Source organism: Kocuria sp. 2SI, assembly GCF_005502825.1.
GTDB classification, from domain to species: domain Bacteria; phylum Actinomycetota; class Actinomycetes; order Actinomycetales; family Micrococcaceae; genus Kocuria; species Kocuria palustris.
Genome location: NZ_SCNB01000010.1, coordinates 27,998 through 43,704, shown reverse-complemented (window position 1 = coordinate 43,704; position 15,707 = coordinate 27,998). Strand labels below are relative to the sequence as shown.

At 70.5% G+C, this 15,707-nt stretch carries 14 protein-coding genes; 4 read left to right on the top strand and 10 right to left on the bottom strand.

Features of this window, described 5'->3' with window-relative positions; all coding sequences use genetic code 11:
• The first annotated feature begins 709 nt into the window (after nt 1-709).
• On the top strand, nt 710-955 hold the full coding sequence (locus FFS25_RS07400; protein WP_006215703.1) for a hypothetical protein: 246 nt from the start codon (nt 710-712) through the stop codon (nt 953-955).
• A 10-nt stretch (nt 956-965) separates the two neighbouring features.
• Here FFS25_RS07400 and FFS25_RS07395 read toward each other — a convergent pair whose 3' ends face one another.
• Nucleotides 966-1,406: a hypothetical protein gene (locus FFS25_RS07395; RefSeq protein ID WP_137802413.1), complete on the bottom strand. Its 441-nt coding sequence runs from the start codon at nt 1,404-1,406 to the stop codon at nt 966-968.
• A gap of 197 nt (nt 1,407-1,603) precedes the next feature.
• Here FFS25_RS07395 and FFS25_RS07390 point away from each other — a divergent pair, with 197 nt between their 5' ends.
• The 3 genes from FFS25_RS07390 to FFS25_RS07380 all read left to right on the top strand — a co-directional run bounded on the left by FFS25_RS07390 (nt 1,604) and on the right by FFS25_RS07380 (nt 3,934).
• Nucleotides 1,604-2,083, top strand: a complete 480-nt coding sequence (locus tag FFS25_RS07390) for an NfeD family protein (RefSeq protein ID WP_053447408.1) — start codon at nt 1,604-1,606, stop codon at nt 2,081-2,083.
• A 76-nt stretch (nt 2,084-2,159) separates the two neighbouring features.
• Nucleotides 2,160-3,443 carry an SPFH domain-containing protein gene (locus FFS25_RS07385; protein ID WP_137802411.1) on the top strand — a complete coding sequence of 428 codons (1,284 nt, stop codon included), beginning with the start codon at nt 2,160-2,162 and terminating at the stop codon, nt 3,441-3,443.
• A 155-nt stretch (nt 3,444-3,598) separates the two neighbouring features.
• The gene (locus FFS25_RS07380; RefSeq protein ID WP_024290413.1) at nt 3,599-3,934 is read left to right on the top strand and encodes an RNA polymerase-binding protein RbpA; all 336 of its coding nucleotides are present in this window, start codon (nt 3,599-3,601) and stop codon (nt 3,932-3,934) included.
• A 121-nt stretch (nt 3,935-4,055) separates the two neighbouring features.
• On the opposite strand, the gene FFS25_RS07375 is transcribed toward FFS25_RS07380, so the two are convergent.
• From FFS25_RS07375 to FFS25_RS07335, 9 genes are all read right to left on the bottom strand, one after another.
• Nucleotides 4,056-4,802: a polyprenol monophosphomannose synthase gene (locus FFS25_RS07375; protein ID WP_137802410.1), complete on the bottom strand. Its 747-nt coding sequence runs from the start codon at nt 4,800-4,802 to the stop codon at nt 4,056-4,058.
• A gap of 329 nt (nt 4,803-5,131) precedes the next feature.
• A complete protein-coding gene (locus tag FFS25_RS07370) occupies nt 5,132-6,259 on the bottom strand; it encodes an amidohydrolase family protein (protein ID WP_137802409.1) in 1,128 nt (375 codons plus the stop codon).
• A gap of 143 nt (nt 6,260-6,402) precedes the next feature.
• On the bottom strand, nt 6,403-9,300 hold the full coding sequence (locus FFS25_RS07365) for a DEAD/DEAH box helicase (RefSeq protein ID WP_137802408.1): 2,898 nt from the start codon (nt 9,298-9,300) through the stop codon (nt 6,403-6,405).
• A 117-nt stretch (nt 9,301-9,417) separates the two neighbouring features.
• Nucleotides 9,418-10,335 (bottom strand): twin-arginine translocase subunit TatC, encoded by a 918-nt coding sequence (gene tatC / locus FFS25_RS07360; RefSeq protein ID WP_137802407.1) that lies wholly within the window; start codon nt 10,333-10,335, stop codon nt 9,418-9,420.
• A gap of 112 nt (nt 10,336-10,447) precedes the next feature.
• Nucleotides 10,448-10,741 (bottom strand): Sec-independent protein translocase subunit TatA, encoded by a 294-nt coding sequence (gene tatA / locus FFS25_RS07355; protein WP_006215712.1) that lies wholly within the window; start codon nt 10,739-10,741, stop codon nt 10,448-10,450.
• Nucleotides 10,734-11,120: a hypothetical protein gene (locus FFS25_RS07350; protein ID WP_006215713.1), complete on the bottom strand. Its 387-nt coding sequence runs from the start codon at nt 11,118-11,120 to the stop codon at nt 10,734-10,736. The genes tatA and FFS25_RS07350 overlap by 8 nt, the downstream gene beginning before the upstream one ends.
• Nucleotides 11,117-13,366, bottom strand: coding sequence for a WYL domain-containing transcriptional regulator (locus FFS25_RS07345; protein WP_006215714.1), 2,250 nt, complete (start codon nt 13,364-13,366; stop codon nt 11,117-11,119). The genes FFS25_RS07350 and FFS25_RS07345 overlap by 4 nt, the downstream gene beginning before the upstream one ends.
• A 55-nt stretch (nt 13,367-13,421) precedes the next feature.
• Nucleotides 13,422-13,817 carry an FKBP-type peptidyl-prolyl cis-trans isomerase gene (locus FFS25_RS07340; protein ID WP_006215715.1) on the bottom strand — a complete coding sequence of 132 codons (396 nt, stop codon included), beginning with the start codon at nt 13,815-13,817 and terminating at the stop codon, nt 13,422-13,424.
• A 126-nt stretch (nt 13,818-13,943) separates the two neighbouring features.
• Nucleotides 13,944-15,689, bottom strand: coding sequence for an FKBP-type peptidyl-prolyl cis-trans isomerase (locus FFS25_RS07335; RefSeq protein WP_137802406.1), 1,746 nt, complete (start codon nt 15,687-15,689; stop codon nt 13,944-13,946).
• Between the last annotated feature and the right edge of the window lie 18 nt (nt 15,690-15,707).

Here is a 15,707-nt window from a genome sequence, read left to right as displayed (position 1 = left end):
AGCGACAAGGATATCCCGACCGTCAGAAGAATAGCCAAGACGAGCTCCAGGTGAAATCTTCCAGGAGCCCTCACGGGCCGGCCAATGCGCCGCGGCAGCGGAATATCCGATTTCCCTTGCACAGAGCGCGCACCATGCGGAGGATATTTCCGAGCGGGTTATGCGAAGCCGTCATGGCCTTTGCGGTGCGGCAGCCCGCACGGAATGCCGTCTGCCGCCTGGGGTGACACAGCTGGCGGTGAGCACGCGCGGCGAGTCGGGAGCATGGAGCGACACAGGCGCCAGCGCAGACAGATCATCGAGGCAAGACTGCAGGGCGGAGCCGAGACCGCCCGGCGGCGTCGAGCACCGCGCGGAGAGATCCGGCGTGAGGCGGCCCGCAGCGAGGTCGGCGCACCGCGCACAAGCCGAGCACTCCGAGGCACGCCTCGAGTGAATGCCCACCGCCTGCGAGGGAGGGGCCATCCGGTCGGCGTCGAGCCCTCCGCTCAGCCTAACTTTACATAATGTAGATTATCGGCGAACGAGGTGCAGGATCGAGCGACCCTCTGGATCCCCGGCACCGCACCCGCAGGACGCCTCCGTCTTCGGGCGAACCATGCTCCGGGACGGGAGTTTCTGCGGCGTTCGGACTACGGTGGTCACGGTCCGATCGGCGCTTGCGCCTCGGATCCAGCCGCAGATCTTCCGGAGAGGCCGCACACCGACCATGAGCAAGGAAATCGAGTTCCTGAAGGGCGTGGACAAGCTGCACGCCTTCTACACGGAGAACGTCCGCATGCTCGCGCATGCCTACGACCTCGAGGACGAGGAAGCAGCCCAGCTCCTCGGGCGCTACGACTACCGCAACGTCTCCCGCAGCATCCTGCGCCCGCCGCGCGTCGATCCTCTCGGGCAGATCATCGGCGATCAGCCGCAGCAGTCGGACTCCGACGAGGACTCGCAGGGTTCCTGAGCGCCCGGCCTCAGCCGAGAGCTTCGGCCGACGAGGCCCCGGTGCGCGCCTGCACGGATCGTGCCTGTGCAGGCACCGAGTCGCCGAGAACGAACTCCCGCTGGTGATCCGCCGGGACGGATTCCGCCAGCGCTCGCACCTGCGCCCGTCGGCGCGCCGAGCAGCGGGCGTCCGTGCGCAGGTCCACCAGGATCGCCGGGGTGTCGTGCTCGGCTTCCAGTGCCCGACGCCACTGCTGGGCCTCGTCCGCAGCCGTGCCGCGGGTGCGGTGATCCGTCTCCCCCGTGCACAGCAGCACCCGACGGCCCGCCAGATCCGGCACCGGTTTCATCAGATGCGCCATGAGTGCAGGCATGTTGGACTGCACCGCCGACAGCGTGATCAGACCCGCCGCCATGCCGGTCACGCCGGCACCCACAGCCGAAGCTGCGATCGAGGCGATGGGTCTCATGGTCGCTCCTGTGCGGACGTCGAACGGTATCCCCAGATGATAAGCGGATGAACGCCAGATGAACAGAGGGTGACGCCACTCCCCTGCTGGACGACGCGATCTCGGGGAATCGACGACACACGCATGGACCTGCCTGTTCTCGAATGCGAATTCTGGCAGGATGGAGACCCGGATCACCGACGACGGAAGGCCGCCCGATGCTCGAGATGCTCGCCGACAGCGGATGGATCGTGTGGCTGATCCTCGCGGCCGTGCTGATCGTGATCGAGATCCTGAGCCTCGACCTGACCTTCCTGATGCTGGGAGTCGGCGCCCTGGCCTCCGCCGGTGCCTCTGCCCTGGGCGGAGGCGTGGTCGTCCAGGTGCTCGTCTTCGTCGCCGTGTCCCTGCTGCTGCTCTTCCTCGTGCGCCCGCGCATCCTCGCCCGGCTGCACCGAGGCCCGGGCCGCGACGGTCTCTCCAACGCCGACCGTCTGCCCGGCTCCGAGTGCACCGTCCTGGAGCCCGTCACCTCGGCCACCGGCCTGGTCCGCCTCCACGGAGATGTCTGGACCGCCCGGACCTCGGGTCCGGAGATCCCGGTGGGCGAGACCGCCTACGTGCATCGCGTCGACGGCGCGACCGTTTGGGTCGAACGCAGCGCCCCCGCCATCGATCCCGCGGTGCACCGGGCCTGAGCCGCCGCGGCCGGCCCGTCGATCGCCCCTGATCCGAACGCCCCCCCCCGAACACCGACGTCACGAGGAGAGCTCCATGATCGCCACGATCATCCTGCTGGTCATCCTTGTCGTGGTCGCTGTGGTGATCCTGCTGAAGGCGGTGCGGATCATTCCGCAGGCCCGCGCAGGCATCGTCGAGCGACTGGGCAAGTACCAGTCCACCCTGTCCCCCGGCCTGCACATCCTGGTCCCGTTCATCGACCGGCTGCTGCCCATGATCGATCTGCGCGAGCAGGTCGTGTCCTTCCCGGCGCAGTCGGTGATCACCGAGGACAACCTCGTGGTCGGCATCGACACCGTCGTCTACTTCCAGGTGACGGACCCCCGCTCGGCCACCTACGAGATCACCAACTACATCCATGCGGTCGACGAGCTCACCTCCGCGACGCTGCGCAACGTGGTCGGCGGTCTGAACCTCGAGGAGACGCTGACCTCCCGCGACAAGATCAATGCGGAGCTGCGCGGCGTGCTCGACTCCACGACCGGCCGCTGGGGCCTGCGGGTCTCGCGCGTGGACATCAAGGAGATCACTCCCCCGGCCTCCATCCAGGACTCGATGGAGAAGCAGATGCGCGCCGAGCGCGACCGTCGCGCGGCCATCCTCACTGCCGAGGGCGAGAAGCAGTCCCAGATCCTCACGGCCGAAGGTCAGCGCCAGGCCTCCGTGCTCTCCGCAGAGGGCGATGCCAAGGCCGCGATCCTGCGCGCCGACGGCGAGGCCCAGGCGATCCAGAAGGTCTTCGACTCGATCCACCGCGCCAAGCCCACGCAGAAGCTGCTGGCGTATCAGTACATCCAGACCCTGCCCAAGGTCGCCGAGGGCTCCGCGAACAAGGTGTGGATGATCCCCGCTGAGCTCGGCGATGCCCTGCGCGGCGTGGGCGAGTTCCTGGGCCGTCCCGACGCCGGACCGGACTGGGGCGAGGTAATGGAGGAGGAGGACGAGCAGGAGGCCGAGGCTCGTCGCCGCGCCAAGGAGGACGAGGGCCTGGTCAAGGTCACCGACGAGGACCTCAACCCCTCCAAGCGCTTTACCGACCCCGATGACTACGAGGTCCCCGGCCCCGAGACCATCGACCCGAACGCCCCGGTCGACCTCAACGCCAAGCTGCCCGGCGAAGACACCCGCGCCGGCGCCCAGCGCCCTCGCCAGGCGGCCGCCCCTCAGGACCGGGACCAGCCGTTCGATCAGCAGGGCCAGCAGCCCCACCCGCAGGCTCAGCAGGGCTACCAGGGCCAGCAGCACCCTCAGCAGCACGGCCGCGATCCCTACCGCCCGAGCGGGCACGACGGATACGGCCAGCCCCCGCAGCGCTGACCCCAGCGGCCGCAGACCACGGAAGAGGACGCGCCGAGAGCGCGTGGGAGGCATCGGCATCGCGACGTCTCGGGAATAGACTCGAGCGTCGCGGTGCTGTGTCTTCCAGCAGAGGTCTTCCCACCGACACCCCCCACCGACAGGAGAAACATCCGATGAGCGATCGCAGCCTTCGCGGCATGCGCCTCGGTTCGCAGTCCATGGAGTCGGAGGCCGGCGTCGAGCCCGCCTCGCGTCAGCGCGTGGAGTACCGCACCCCGTCCGGCGAGTCGGTCTTCGTGACCTTCGCCATGGAGGCGGAGGTCCCGCAGGTCTGGTACACCAAGACCGGCCAGGAGGCCATCATCGTCGACGGCGAGAAGCCGGAGAACCCCAACGAGAAGCACCAGCGGACCCACTGGGACATGCTCATGGAGCGGCGCACCACGGAGGAGCTCGAGGAGATCCTCCAGCAGCGCCTCGAGCACTACCGGGAGCTGCACGCTCTCTGAGCCGCAGCCTCTGACAGGTCCCTCGTGGACCGATCAGTGCGCCCATGACGAAGGCCGCCCCCGAATCGGGGGCGGCCTTCGTCATGGGCGCGGCGGCTACTGAGCCTCCCGCGCGGGGGCTTCAGCGTCCGAGCAGACCCTGGGCCTTGTCCCGCAGCACCTTGGCGCGAGCGGTGACGCCCCACTTGGCCACGTTGACGATGGCCTCGCGAGTGATGTCGGCGCTCATCTTGGAATCGCCCTCGACGCGCTCCACGAAGGTGATGGGAACCTCGACGACCTGCAGGCCGGCGAGCTCGGTGCGCCAGCCCAGGTCGATCTGGAAGCAGTAGCCGCGCGAGGTCACCGAGGTGAAGTCGATGGCTCGCAGGGTATCGGCGCGGAAGGCGCGGAAGCCGGCCGTGATGTCCCGAATGTTCGATCCCAGGAAGAAGCGGGCGTAGATCCCGCCCCCGCGGGAGATGAACTTGCGGATCCACGGCCAGTTCACCGTCGAGCCGCCCGGCACGTAGCGCGAGCCGATCGCCAGGTCGGCGCCGTTCTCGACGGCCTGCAGCAGCTTGGGCAGCTCCTCTGGCTGGTGGGAGCAGTCCGCGTCCATCTCCACGAGGATCTCGTAGCCCTGCTCCAGCCCCCAGCGGAACCCGGCGATGTACGCCTGGCCCAGGCCGTTCTTCTCGGTGCGGTGCAGGACGTGGATCTGCGCATCGGCCTCGGCCATGCGATCCGCCATCTCGCCCGTGCCGTCGGGGCTGTTGTCGTCCACGACGAGGACATCGCCCTGCGGGACGGCGCGACGCAGTCGATCCATGACGGTCGGCAGCGACTCGCGCTCGTTGTAGGTGGGGATGATGATGAGGGAACGCACGCTGCGCGCATCCTTTCGCCGAAGTGCACCGAGCAGGACATCGAGGGCCGATCCTGCGGGAGGCCCCCGCACCGACCGGGAATGGTGCGCCTCCTCGAGCCCTGCTGGGTGCAGTGCCGGGCCGGGAGGCGACGAGCCGGTGCAAGACGGTCAGTCTAGTCGCGGACGCGCCAGAACCCTCGAATGCGACGACAGGTCCCGACGCAGCCGTTGATCAGGCCGCTGTGCTCCGACTCTGCCACGACCAGGCGCAGGGCCCCGGAATCGACAGGCCCGGCACAGGATCACCGAGCGTCTTCCCAGGGTAGGTGACGTGGCGTCGGAATGCCTCAGCTCAGCGGGAGGATGCGTCCGTCCACGACGGTCTGCGTGCAGCGCGGGCTCGCCTCGTCCTCGAGCGCCGGCAGCAGCGGGGTGCGGGCCCGGGGGTCGGTGCTCCAGGAGGCGCCGGTGCCCTCGGCCTGCTGGACCATCAGCGCCTCGACCTCCCACACGGCGTAGGTGGCCGGTGTTCCGGAGGCCAGCTGCCCGGCCATTGGATGTCCTCCGCCCAGAGCTCGCCAGGCGCCGCGGGTCGCGGCCACGAAGGCGGCCCTCGCGGAGATGCGCTGCTGCGGATCGGGGTGGTGCAGCAGGGCTCGCACGGCCTCCCAGCCGTCGAGCAGAGCGGCGCCCGTGCCCCAGACCACCGGGATGCCCTGCCGGTAGAGCTCGGCCACCGGCGCCTCGACCGAGGGATCCAGGCACAGCGTGACGGAGGCGGCGGCGAGGCGCTCGAGGTCGCGCTGGGTCAGCTCCACCGCACCCACGAGGTCCACGCGCACGCCCATGGCGTGGGCGGTGCGCTCCCCCGCGCTGCTCGCCACGAGCTCGAGGCCCTCCAGCGCGATCGCCAGCTCGTCGGCGCGGCTGACGGCCAGCGCCGGGGCCAGAGACTCCTGCGACACGGCCGTGCAGAACGACGCCACGGCCTGGGCGTCAGCGTCCGCCACCGGCAGCCGGAGGCCGACCAGCGCCGCGCTGAAGCGCTCACGGATCTGCTCGACGACCGAGGCGACGTCATCCTGCGGATCGAGGCTCGGCCACAGCAGGACGCGCGCGGCACGGCCCTGCTGCGCCGCCTCGACCCAGTTCTGCAGCGCCTCGGCATCCTGCAGACCGCCGGTGTGCACCACGGCTCCGAGCCCGAGCGCCGCCGCTGCGCTCGGGTGCGCGCTGCGGCTCAGATCCGCGGAGCTGTCGACGAAGGCCGGGGTGATCAGCCGGCCGTCCAGCTCGACGACCTGCATCCGCTCGTCCAGCAGCGAGTCAGCGGCCTGCTCCGATCCGGCCCAGACCACCTGATCCCCCTCGGCGATCAGCGCCGAGGCTCCCGGATCCACCGTCGTGTAGACGGAGCCTCGGCGGTAGAGGACAGGACCCTCGAGGGGGCTTCGCGCGGTGGACTGCTGGGACATGGTGCTCCTTCGGGAGGTTCGGGAAGTGGAAAGGGGACTCGGCACGCCCGGCGGACGGCTCAGTGCTCCGTGCCGGTCACTGCTGCGAGCCGGTCAGCGCTCCTGCAGATCGGGTGCGGGAGCCGGTCGGTGCTCGGTGCGGCTCAGGGCTCAGGGTCCTCGAGGACGGATTGGACGACCACGCCGCGTCTGATCAGGTCGACGGCGCGCTGGCAGCCGGTGCGTGTCTGGGCGTCGAGGCCGCGGATCGAGGCCACCTGATCGAGAAGGTCGATCACCTGCTTGGTCCAGCGCACGAAGTCGCCGGCCGCCAGCTCGGTGTCCTCGAGCGTGGCGCGCAGGGAGCCGCCGCGGGCCCAGCGGTGCATGGGTCCGACCATGCCGAGCTCGGGCTCGGCCGTCTGATCGACGCGGTGCTGCTCCTCCAGATCGGTCAGCCGGGTCCAGTGCGTCACCGCGGTGGCGACGGCCTGCTCGATCTTGGCGGAGGGCAGTCGCGGCCGCGCACCGGCGTCCTGGCGCTTGGCCTGGTACGTGAAGACCGTGGCCACAGCGGCGATGGACGCCGGGTCCAGCCCGTGCAGGATGCCGTCGCGCAGCCCCATGGCCAGCAGGAGATCGCGATCGCCGTAGATCCGCCGCAGGCTCTGCCCGGCCGGGGTCAGCCGCAGCTCGTCGTCACGGCGCTCGAGGTAGTCGAGCTCGTGCAGCACCGAGGTGATGCGGTCGAAGCGGGCGGCCACCGCGTTCGTGCGTCCGTCGAGCTGGCGCATGAGGCGGTCGGTCTCGCGGCGCAGCCGCTCCCAGCGCTCGGCCCAGCGGGCGTGCTGCTCGCGATCGCTGCAGCCGTGGCAGGGGTGCTCGCGCAGGCGCCGGCGCAGCTCCGTGATGCGCGCCTCCGAGCCCGAGCCGCCGCGGGCGAAGCGCGGCTGATCGCTGCGGCCTCCCGTCCGCGGAGGCACGCCCTCCTGCAGCGCGGAGCGCATGGCCCCGGAGATGACCTTGCGCTCCTTCAGCGAGGAGACCGCGATCCGCTTGGGCAGACGGATGCGCGAGATCGGCTCGAGCGGACCCTCGAGATCCTGAGCGCCCAGGCGTCGCAGGTGGGCGTCGTGGGTGACGATCGACGGCCGCGGCTGCGGCGAGTGCGGATCCGGGGAGACCACCACGGCGAAGCCCCGGTTGCGGCCAGTGGGGATGTCCACCACATCGCCGGGCAGCAGGTCCTGCAGCGATGCCGCGGCCTCAGTGCGCCGGGCGTGCGAGCGGGCCTTCTCGGCCGACTTCTCGGTGTCCTTGAGCTCCCTGCGCAGCGCCGCGTACTCCGTGAAGTCGCCCAGGTGGCAGGTCATGGACTCCTCGTAGCCGGCCAGCGCCTCCTGATTGCGGCGCACTTCCCGGGCGATGCCCACGACCGAGCGATCGGCCTGGAACTGGGCGAACGACGACTCCAGGATCCCGCGGGTGCGCTGGGCGCCGAACTGTGCGATCAGGTTGACCGACATGTTGTAGGTCGGCCGGAAGCTCGAGTTCAGCGGGTACGTGCGCTTGGAGGCCAGCCCGGCCACGGCCTGGGGGTCCGAGCCGGGCCGCCACAGCACGACCGCGTGGCCCTCCACGTCGATCCCTCGGCGCCCCGCGCGTCCGGTGAGCTGGGTGTACTCCCCCGGCGTGATGTCCACGCGGGCCTCGCCGTTGAACTTGTCCAGGCGCTCGAGCACCACGGAGCGCGCCGGCATGTTGATGCCCAGCGCCAGGGTCTCGGTGGCGAACACGGCTTTGATCAGCCCCTGGGTGAACAGCTCCTCCACGACCTCCTTGAACAGCGGCAGCAGCCCCGCGTGGTGGGCCGCCACGCCGTGCAGCAGGCCGTCCCGCCACTGCCGGAAGCCGAGAACGTCCAGATCGGCGTCGTTGAGCGAGGCGGCCGCCTCCGCGGTCACAGCGCGGATGGTGCGCCGCTCGGCCTCGGTAGTCAGCTGCAGGTCGGCGGCCAGGCACTGGGTCACGGCGTCGTCGCACCCGGCTCGGGAGAAGATGAACGTGATCGCCGGCAGCAGGCCCTCGCTCTGCAGCTGTCGGAGAAGGTGGGGGCGGCTGATGCGCGGGATGGAGCCGCCGCGGTCGTCGCGCCCGGAGCCGCGTCCGCGGTCGTCTCGTCCGTGCCCGCCGCGTCCTCGGCCGTTCTTCTGGCGCATGCGCTCTCGGGACCGCCCGCCCGGACCGCGCCGTCCGGAGGCCTGGGAGCGGGCCAGATGCAGCAGCTCGGGGTTCACCGCCGGTGGCTCGATCCGGGCCTCGAGCCCGGCCTCTCGCGCTCGCTCGAGCCGTTCGGCCTTCTCGGCGGCCTGCTCGACCGTGTCCGTGACGAACAGGTCCATCAGCTCGGTGCCGACCTGCATGTGCTGCCACAGCGGCACCGGACGGTGCTCGGAGACCACCACGTCCGTCTCCCCGCGCACGGTGCCCAGCCAATCGCCGAACTCCTCCGCATTGGAGACCGTGGCGGACAGGCAGGCCATCTGCACGTGCGGCGGCAGGTGGATGATGACCTCCTCCCACACGGCGCCGCGGAAGCGATCGGCCAGGTAGTGGACCTCGTCCATGACCACGAAGCCGAGGTTGCTCAGGGTGGGCGAGTCCGCGTAGAGCATGTTGCGCAGGACCTCGGTGGTCATCACCACCACGTCCGCCTCGGAGTTGATCGAGGTGTCGCCGGTGAGCAGCCCCACGCGCTCGGCACCGAAGCGGCGCACGAAGTCCGAGTGCTTCTGGTTGCTCAGCGCCTTGATGGGCGTGGTGTAGAACGCCTTCTGCCCGCGATGCAGCGCCAGGTCGACGGCGAACTCCCCCACGACGGTCTTGCCGGCGCCGGTGGGTGCTGCGACCAGGACGCCGCGGCCCTCCTCGAGCGCACGGCAGCCCTCGATCTGGAAGTCGTCGAGCTCGAAGTCCAGGCTGGCCGCGAAGCGGCTGCGGTAGGTCCTGGCCTCGGAGGTGCGGGCCTTGGCTGCCATGTATCGCTCGGCTGGACTGGACATGCCCCCACCCTACGACCCGACGACGACAGCCCCGCGCCCGCCGGAGCGGGTGCGGGGCTGTCGGGTGCTGCGGCCGCCGGCAGGCACGCGGCCCTGAGGCAGACCGATCGGATCGGGTCAGCTCTTCTCGTCGGTGCGCCCCATGGCGCTGAGGTCCTCAGCAGACGTCGCGCTGTCTGCGCCGAGACCCGTCTCGGCCTCCCGGGTCGCCGCCCGCTTGGCCTTGCGGCGGTCGAGCAGCAGGCACAGCGCCACCGCCAGGAAGAACAGCAGCAGCAGCGGCACGGCCAGGTAGAACATGGTCATCATGTCCGGCCCTGGCGCCGCCATGGCCGAGATGATCAGCACGATGATCACGACCCAGCGCCATGAGCGCAGGATGGTCCGGCCCTTGAGCAGCCCGAGCATGTTCAGGCCCACGAGCAGCACCGGCAGCACGAACGAGATGCCGAAGGTCAGGATCAGCTGCATGAAGAACGTGACGTAGACGTCGGCGCCGATCAGGTTGGTGCCGCCGGTGGGCGTGAACGACGTCAGCGCGATGACTGCGGTGGGCAGCACCAGCACGGCCACCGCGCAGCCGATCAGGAACAGCGGAACGGCTGCCAGCACGAAGCCGTAGGCGTAGCGCTTCTCCTTCTTCTGCAGCGCCGGCATGATGAACGCCCAGATCTGGTACAGCCAGACCGGGCTGGAGATGATCACGCCGAGCGTCAGGGCGACCTGGACCATCTGGTTGAACGGGCCGCCGACCGAGTTGTAGTTGACGGCGGCTTCCTGGCCCTGGGCCTCCGCCACCGCCGTGAGCGGCTCGGTGATGTAAGCCATGAACGGGTTGTAGACCACGAAGCCCAGGACCATGCCGATCACGAGGCCGATGGCGGACTTGATCAGGCGGTTGCGCAGCTCGCGCAGGTGCTCGGTGAGCGCCATCTGCGCCTGGGGGTTGCGGCGGCGGCTGCGCACGCGGCGCTGCTCGCGCCGATCCGCTGCTGACAGCCTCCCGGCGGGCTTCTCCGGCTGCATCTCGGTCATCGTCGATCTCCCTGGGGACCGCGGCGACGGACTCGCCGCGGCAGGCGAACCGGGCCGGAGTCCGCAGGGACTTCGGCCCGGAGGTCAGCTGACGGGGCGGTGAGCCCCGGGGTCATCGGACGGTGCCGTCCGAGTTCGAGGCGCTGTCCGCCGCCGTGGAGCCGTTCGTGCCCGTGCTCGTACTGGTCCCGGACTCGCGCACGGTCTCGCCGTCGACGATCGTGGACTCGTTCTCCCCCTTGGAGTCCTTGCCGTCGTCCTTCATCTCCTTGACCTCGGACTTGAAGATGCGCATGGACTGGCCGAGGCTGCGGGCCATTCCGGGCAGCTTGGGAGCCCCGAAGAGCAGGACGATGACCAGCAGGATCAGGACGATGAACATCGGGTTGTCGAAGAGCTTACCCATTCGGGAGTTCCTTTCCTCGTGCCGCGTGCAGGTCCTGGACCCTCTGCGGCTGAGCTCTCAGCGCCCGCCGCGCGATGCGGCGCTCGACGCGCTCGGAGCGTCGTCTGTGACTGTCTTCACGATACTTCAGCCTGGCCTCGCGCACCGGCGTGAACACGTCCGACGCGCCCCGCACCGCCAGGCTCCGGGTCCGCCCGGCGGACCCGGAGGGATGCTGCGACCCCACCCGCTCGATCACGGCCCCCAGCCTGTCGAGCTCGCCCAGTGCGGCCAGAAGCCGCCGCCAGGCGAACCACAGCAGTGCCGCCAGGAACACTGCCGCGACGAGCACGAGCCCGGTCCACAGCAGGAGCCACATCCACCAGGACATGACGCTCACCCTAGTTCCGGTTCCTGATCATCGGCCGTATCCAGATAGGGGGCCATGGCGGTGTTCACCCACTGTTGCCCGGCCTGGACGACCGGCGGCGGGGCCAGCGCGCCGAGCTGCCCGCCGTAGCGGGTGACCAGCGAGAAGGCCTGCTCCGCCGTGGTGAAGGAGATCTGCGCGGCCTCGAACTCGACAGGCGGGCGCCCGCCTCGCCCTCGAGCGGCGGGGGCCTCCTCGACGGCAGCCTCCTCCGCGGCCACCCCCTCCAGCGGCGGCAGCTCGACGACCGCGGTGCGCGTGGCCCGGTACTGATCGGCGATCCAGCGGCTGCGGCGGTCGGTGACCAGGGCGATCTCCGTCTCGGCGGACAGCGCTGGGTCCCGGGGGCGCAACCGCGGACGTGAGGCGGGGTCCTCGTGGACCTCGGCATCGCCGACCACCAGGGCCGAGCGCACGCGGTCCAGGCGGAACTCGCGCAGCGCCTGCGCCTTGGTGCACCACGCGATCACGTACCAGTAGGTGTTGGACGAGGTCAGGTGCAGGGGGTCGATCTCCCGCTCCGTGACTTCGTCGCGCGAGGCCACGATGTACTGGATCCGCACACGGCGTCGGTCGTCGATCGCCCCGCGGACCAGATCCACGAGCGAGTCGATCGGGTCCTGGGCGGCCGACCACGCAGTGATCTCCGGCAGCGGCTCGGGCTCGTCGTGGCCGGCCGCCTCCAGGGAGGCCGCGGCCAGGGCGGTGTCAGCACGTGCTCCGACGGCGTCCACGACCGTGGCCGGCTCCCCCGCCGCCTCCGCGACCTTGCGCAGCGCGGAGTCGATGGCCGGGGTCTGCTCGCCGGGCAGGGAGCGCAGCGTCTGCAGCCCGATCATCAGCGCGGCGGCCTCGGGCTGGGTCAGGCGCACCGGGTCCGAGATCTCCTCGGCGTTCGAGACGTTGACCGGCCCGCCGTCCCAGGAGGCCTCGATGAGCTGATCCGGGGTGTGCCCGGGACGTCCGCACACGAAGAGCAGGCCAAGGTCCTCGACCACCTGGTCGACGTCGACCTCGACGTGCTCGGCGACCTCGCTGATGTCCACGCCCTGGTGCCCGTAGACGTAGCGCACGATCTCGAGCAGCCGCGCCAGGTGCTCCGACGACGACGTGGAGGTGCGCCGGGAGCGCCGCGAGGGGCGGTTCCAGTCGACCTCGGCTCCTCGCAGGCGCTGCTGGAACTGAGCCGCCCCGCGCAGGCGGCGCAGCACGCTGGCGCGCACGCGGGTCTGCAGCCGCGGCTCGGGCTGGCCCGGCTGCAGCAGGGCCTCCAGCGGATCTGCGGCGCCGAGCTCGGCGTCCAGCGGGTCGGCCTCCGGCAGGTCCGCGAGCTCCGGCGACGGCATGAAGGCGTCCGGGCCCACGGCGGCGACCTCATCGGCCACGCGCTCCGGCTCGGTGACGGGCACCAGCAAGCGGTCTCGGCCATCGGTCCCGGCGCCCAGCGACTCGGCAGAGGCCATGCGTCGCAGCATCTGGCCTCGGCCCGGGGCCACGTCGACGGCGACTGATCCCAGTGCCGGTGCGGCCTCGAGCGCATCCAGGCGGTCGTTCATGGAGAACCCGGCCGGGGGCTCGAAGGTCTGGGCGGTGGCTCGGACCTCGGAGACGATGCGCGAGAGCCTGAACGTGCGCTCGGCCTGGCGATCCAGGTCCCAGCCCGTCACGTACCACGAGCCGAACCGGGAGCCGACGCCCCACGGCTCGAGCCGACGATGCGTCTGCTCATCGGTCGAGGCCGCCAGATAGTCGAAGCGCACCTGCCGGTGACGCAGCACGGCCTCCATGAGCGGAGCGAAGGCCGGTTCCTGGACCGTGACGGTGGGCTGGATCATGGGCGAGGGCTCGTCCTGGACGGCCGAGGCCTCCAGCACGGGCTCGAGCTTGCGCAGGGCGCGCCTGGCCACGGTGCCCAGCGACGCCTCGGTCCAGGCGTTGGCGGCCAGGCCGAGCACAGCCGTCTCCTCTGCGGTGAATCGCAGCGGAGGCAGCGTGAAGGAGCCGCGCGGGATCCGGTAGCGGAAGGTGGCGTCGTCCTCGAAGAGCAGCGACTCCGGGACCTCCTCGATCGGGAAGCCCAGGGCGCGCAGCTCCTGCTTGTCGCGTTCGAACATTCGCTCGAAGCCGCTGTCGGTCGTGGCCTCCTGGTAGTCGGGCACGACCCCGCGCAGCTCCGCGCGGGTGTAGCCCCGTTCGCGGTACAGCAGCGCGAGCATCAGATTCAGCCGACGCTCCGTAGCGCGTCGGCGCTGGTCGGCAGGCACTGCTGCGTCAGCGCACGTCGACGAGGTCGACGACGAAGATCAGGGCCTCGTTCGGGCCGATGGCGCCGCCTGCGCCGCGCTCCCCGTAGGCCATGGACGACGGGATCTCGAGACGACGGCGTCCGCCCACGCGCATGCCCAGCAGACCCTGGTCCCATCCCTCGATGACCTGGCCGATGCCGACCGTGAAGTCCAGCGGCTGGCCGCGGTTCCACGAGGCGTCGAACTCCTCGCCGGTCGAGTGGGCCACGCCGACGTAGTGGCAGGAGACCTGCTTGCCGGGCTCCGCCACAGCGCCCTTGCCCTCGACCAGGTCGATCGACACGAGCTCGGTGGGGGCATCGCCCTCGGGGAAGTCCACCTCGGGCTTGGAGCGGTCGAGATTTCGCTGTCCGAAGGACACGGTTTCCTCCTGGGGGTTCGGATGGGGGATCTCTGGGGTGGGAGATCGACGGTCGCACGGCCTGGACCGATGCGACGCGGACTGTGCGACCAGGATAGCCGCCCCTGACCATCAGCGCCCTGCGGATCAGCCCTCGGCGGACGCCTGGTCGTCGGCGGTCGCGGAATCCTCCGCACCGTCCGTCGCGTCGCCGGTCGCCGGCGCCTCCGGCTGCTCGGCGGATTCGGTGGCGCCGAGGATGTCCACGACGAACAGCAGGTCGCCGGCGGGGCTGCCGCTGCCGTCGGCATCGACCTCCTCCTGGGTGCCGTAGGCCTTGTCGGCGGGGATCGAGATCAGCACGCGCGAGCCGACCTTCTGGCCCTCCAGACCCTCCGACCAGCCCGGGATCACGGCCGAGAGCGGGAACGCGGTGGGGACGCCTCGCTCGTAGGAGGAGTCGAAGACCTCGCCGTCCTCCCAGCGCACGCCGACGTAGTCCACCGCCACGGTGTCCTCGGCCTTGACCTCGGCGCCGTCGCCTGCGATCAGCGTCTGGGTGACGACGTCATCCGGCGCCTCGCCCGACGGCTTCTCGATCTGCGGGGTGCCGCTCTCGCCCTCCGAGACCTGCGGCAGACCGTCGGTGCTGGCGGCCATCTCGCCCTCGGGCGAGTCCGGCAGGATCTCCTGGACGGTGTAGCGCACGGTGGTCTCCTGGACCTGCCCGGTGCCGTCGTCGGCGCTGGAGGTGATGTCCACGGAGGTCCCGACCCTGGCGTCGGCGAGCTGGTCGTGGAGGAACTGATCGCTCTCTGCCAGGTCGTCGTCGATGCGCATGACCTGGTCCTGCTCCTGCTGCGGCTCGCCGCCCTCGACCGGCGAGGTGCGCACCAGCAGGGTGTCGCCGTCCTCGACCTCCGCGCCGTCGCCCTCGTTGACCACGGAGGCGGTGGGATCTGGCAGGGGCTCCGGCTCGGGGGTGTCGTAGGAGGCCAGCAGGTCGACCACGAACACGAGGTCGCCGGCCGGGTACTCGGAGTCCTCGCCGAGCTCTTCAGCGGTGCCGTAGGCCTTCTCGGCGGGGATCGACATGATGACCCGCGAGCCGACCTTCTTGCCCTCGAGGGCCTCGGCCCAGCCCGGGATCATGGTGTCCAGCGGAAGAGCCGCCGGGGAGCCGGACTCGTAGGAGGAGTCGAAGACCTCTCCGTCCTCCCAGCGCACGCCGACATAGTCGGCCACGACGGTGTCGCCCTCGCCGATCTCCTCGCCGTCGCCCTCGATGAGGTACTCGGAGGTGACTTCGGACGGGGCCTTGCCCTCGGGCTCGGCGATCTGCGGGGCTCCGTCCTCGCCCTCAGTGACCGCCGGCAGCCCGTCGGGAGACTCCTTCATCTCGCCGTCGATGCCGCTGGGCACCTCGTCGATGATCTCGTAGACCTCCACTGCGGTGGAGTCATCGCCCTCGGTGCCGCTCTGCCCGGCCGTGGCGTCCGAGGAGTAGGCCACGACGCCGCCGACCTTCATGCCCTCCATGGCCTCGTAGAGCTCCGGGACCCGCTCCTTGAGGTCATCGTCGAAGGTGAGGACCTGACCGGCGCGCTGGGAGTAGGACTCCCCCAGCTCCGACTTGTCGCCGCCGCTGTAGATCGACATCTGGACCATCAGGGTGTCACCGGGGTCGATGTCCTCGCCGTCGCCCTCGTCCAGGACCTTGGTCTCGTTGCCCTCGACCTTGATGGGGGTCTCGTAGTCGATCGAGGGGGCCTCACCGGCGGCGCGGTCCTCATCCGTCATCTCGACGGAGCGCAGTCCTCCGCCTCCCGAGCAGCCCACCAGGAGCAGGGCTGCGGACATCGCGGTTCCGGTGACGAGCAGGGGCTTGCGCACGTGTTCCTCCAGGCCGCG

What these genes read in the sequence shown, in the direction of transcription:
- FFS25_RS07400 (WP_006215703.1), top strand. Translation starts at nt 710, where the DNA reads ATGAGCAAGGAAATCGAGTTCCTGAAGGGCGTGGACAAGCTGCACGCC.
- FFS25_RS07395 (WP_137802413.1), bottom strand. Translation starts at nt 1,406, where the DNA reads ATGAGACCCATCGCCTCGATCGCAGCTTCGGCTGTGGGTGCCGGCGTG.
- FFS25_RS07390 (WP_053447408.1), top strand. Translation starts at nt 1,604, where the DNA reads ATGCTCGAGATGCTCGCCGACAGCGGATGGATCGTGTGGCTGATCCTC.
- FFS25_RS07385 (WP_137802411.1), top strand. Translation starts at nt 2,160, where the DNA reads ATGATCGCCACGATCATCCTGCTGGTCATCCTTGTCGTGGTCGCTGTG.
- FFS25_RS07380 (WP_024290413.1), top strand. Translation starts at nt 3,599, where the DNA reads ATGAGCGATCGCAGCCTTCGCGGCATGCGCCTCGGTTCGCAGTCCATG.
- FFS25_RS07370 (WP_137802409.1), bottom strand. Translation starts at nt 6,259, where the DNA reads ATGTCCCAGCAGTCCACCGCGCGAAGCCCCCTCGAGGGTCCTGTCCTC.
- FFS25_RS07365 (WP_137802408.1), bottom strand. Translation starts at nt 9,300, where the DNA reads ATGTCCAGTCCAGCCGAGCGATACATGGCAGCCAAGGCCCGCACCTCC.
- tatC (WP_137802407.1), bottom strand. Translation starts at nt 10,335, where the DNA reads ATGACCGAGATGCAGCCGGAGAAGCCCGCCGGGAGGCTGTCAGCAGCG.
- tatA (WP_006215712.1), bottom strand. Translation starts at nt 10,741, where the DNA reads ATGGGTAAGCTCTTCGACAACCCGATGTTCATCGTCCTGATCCTGCTG.
- FFS25_RS07345 (WP_006215714.1), bottom strand. Translation starts at nt 13,366, where the DNA reads ATGCTCGCGCTGCTGTACCGCGAACGGGGCTACACCCGCGCGGAGCTG.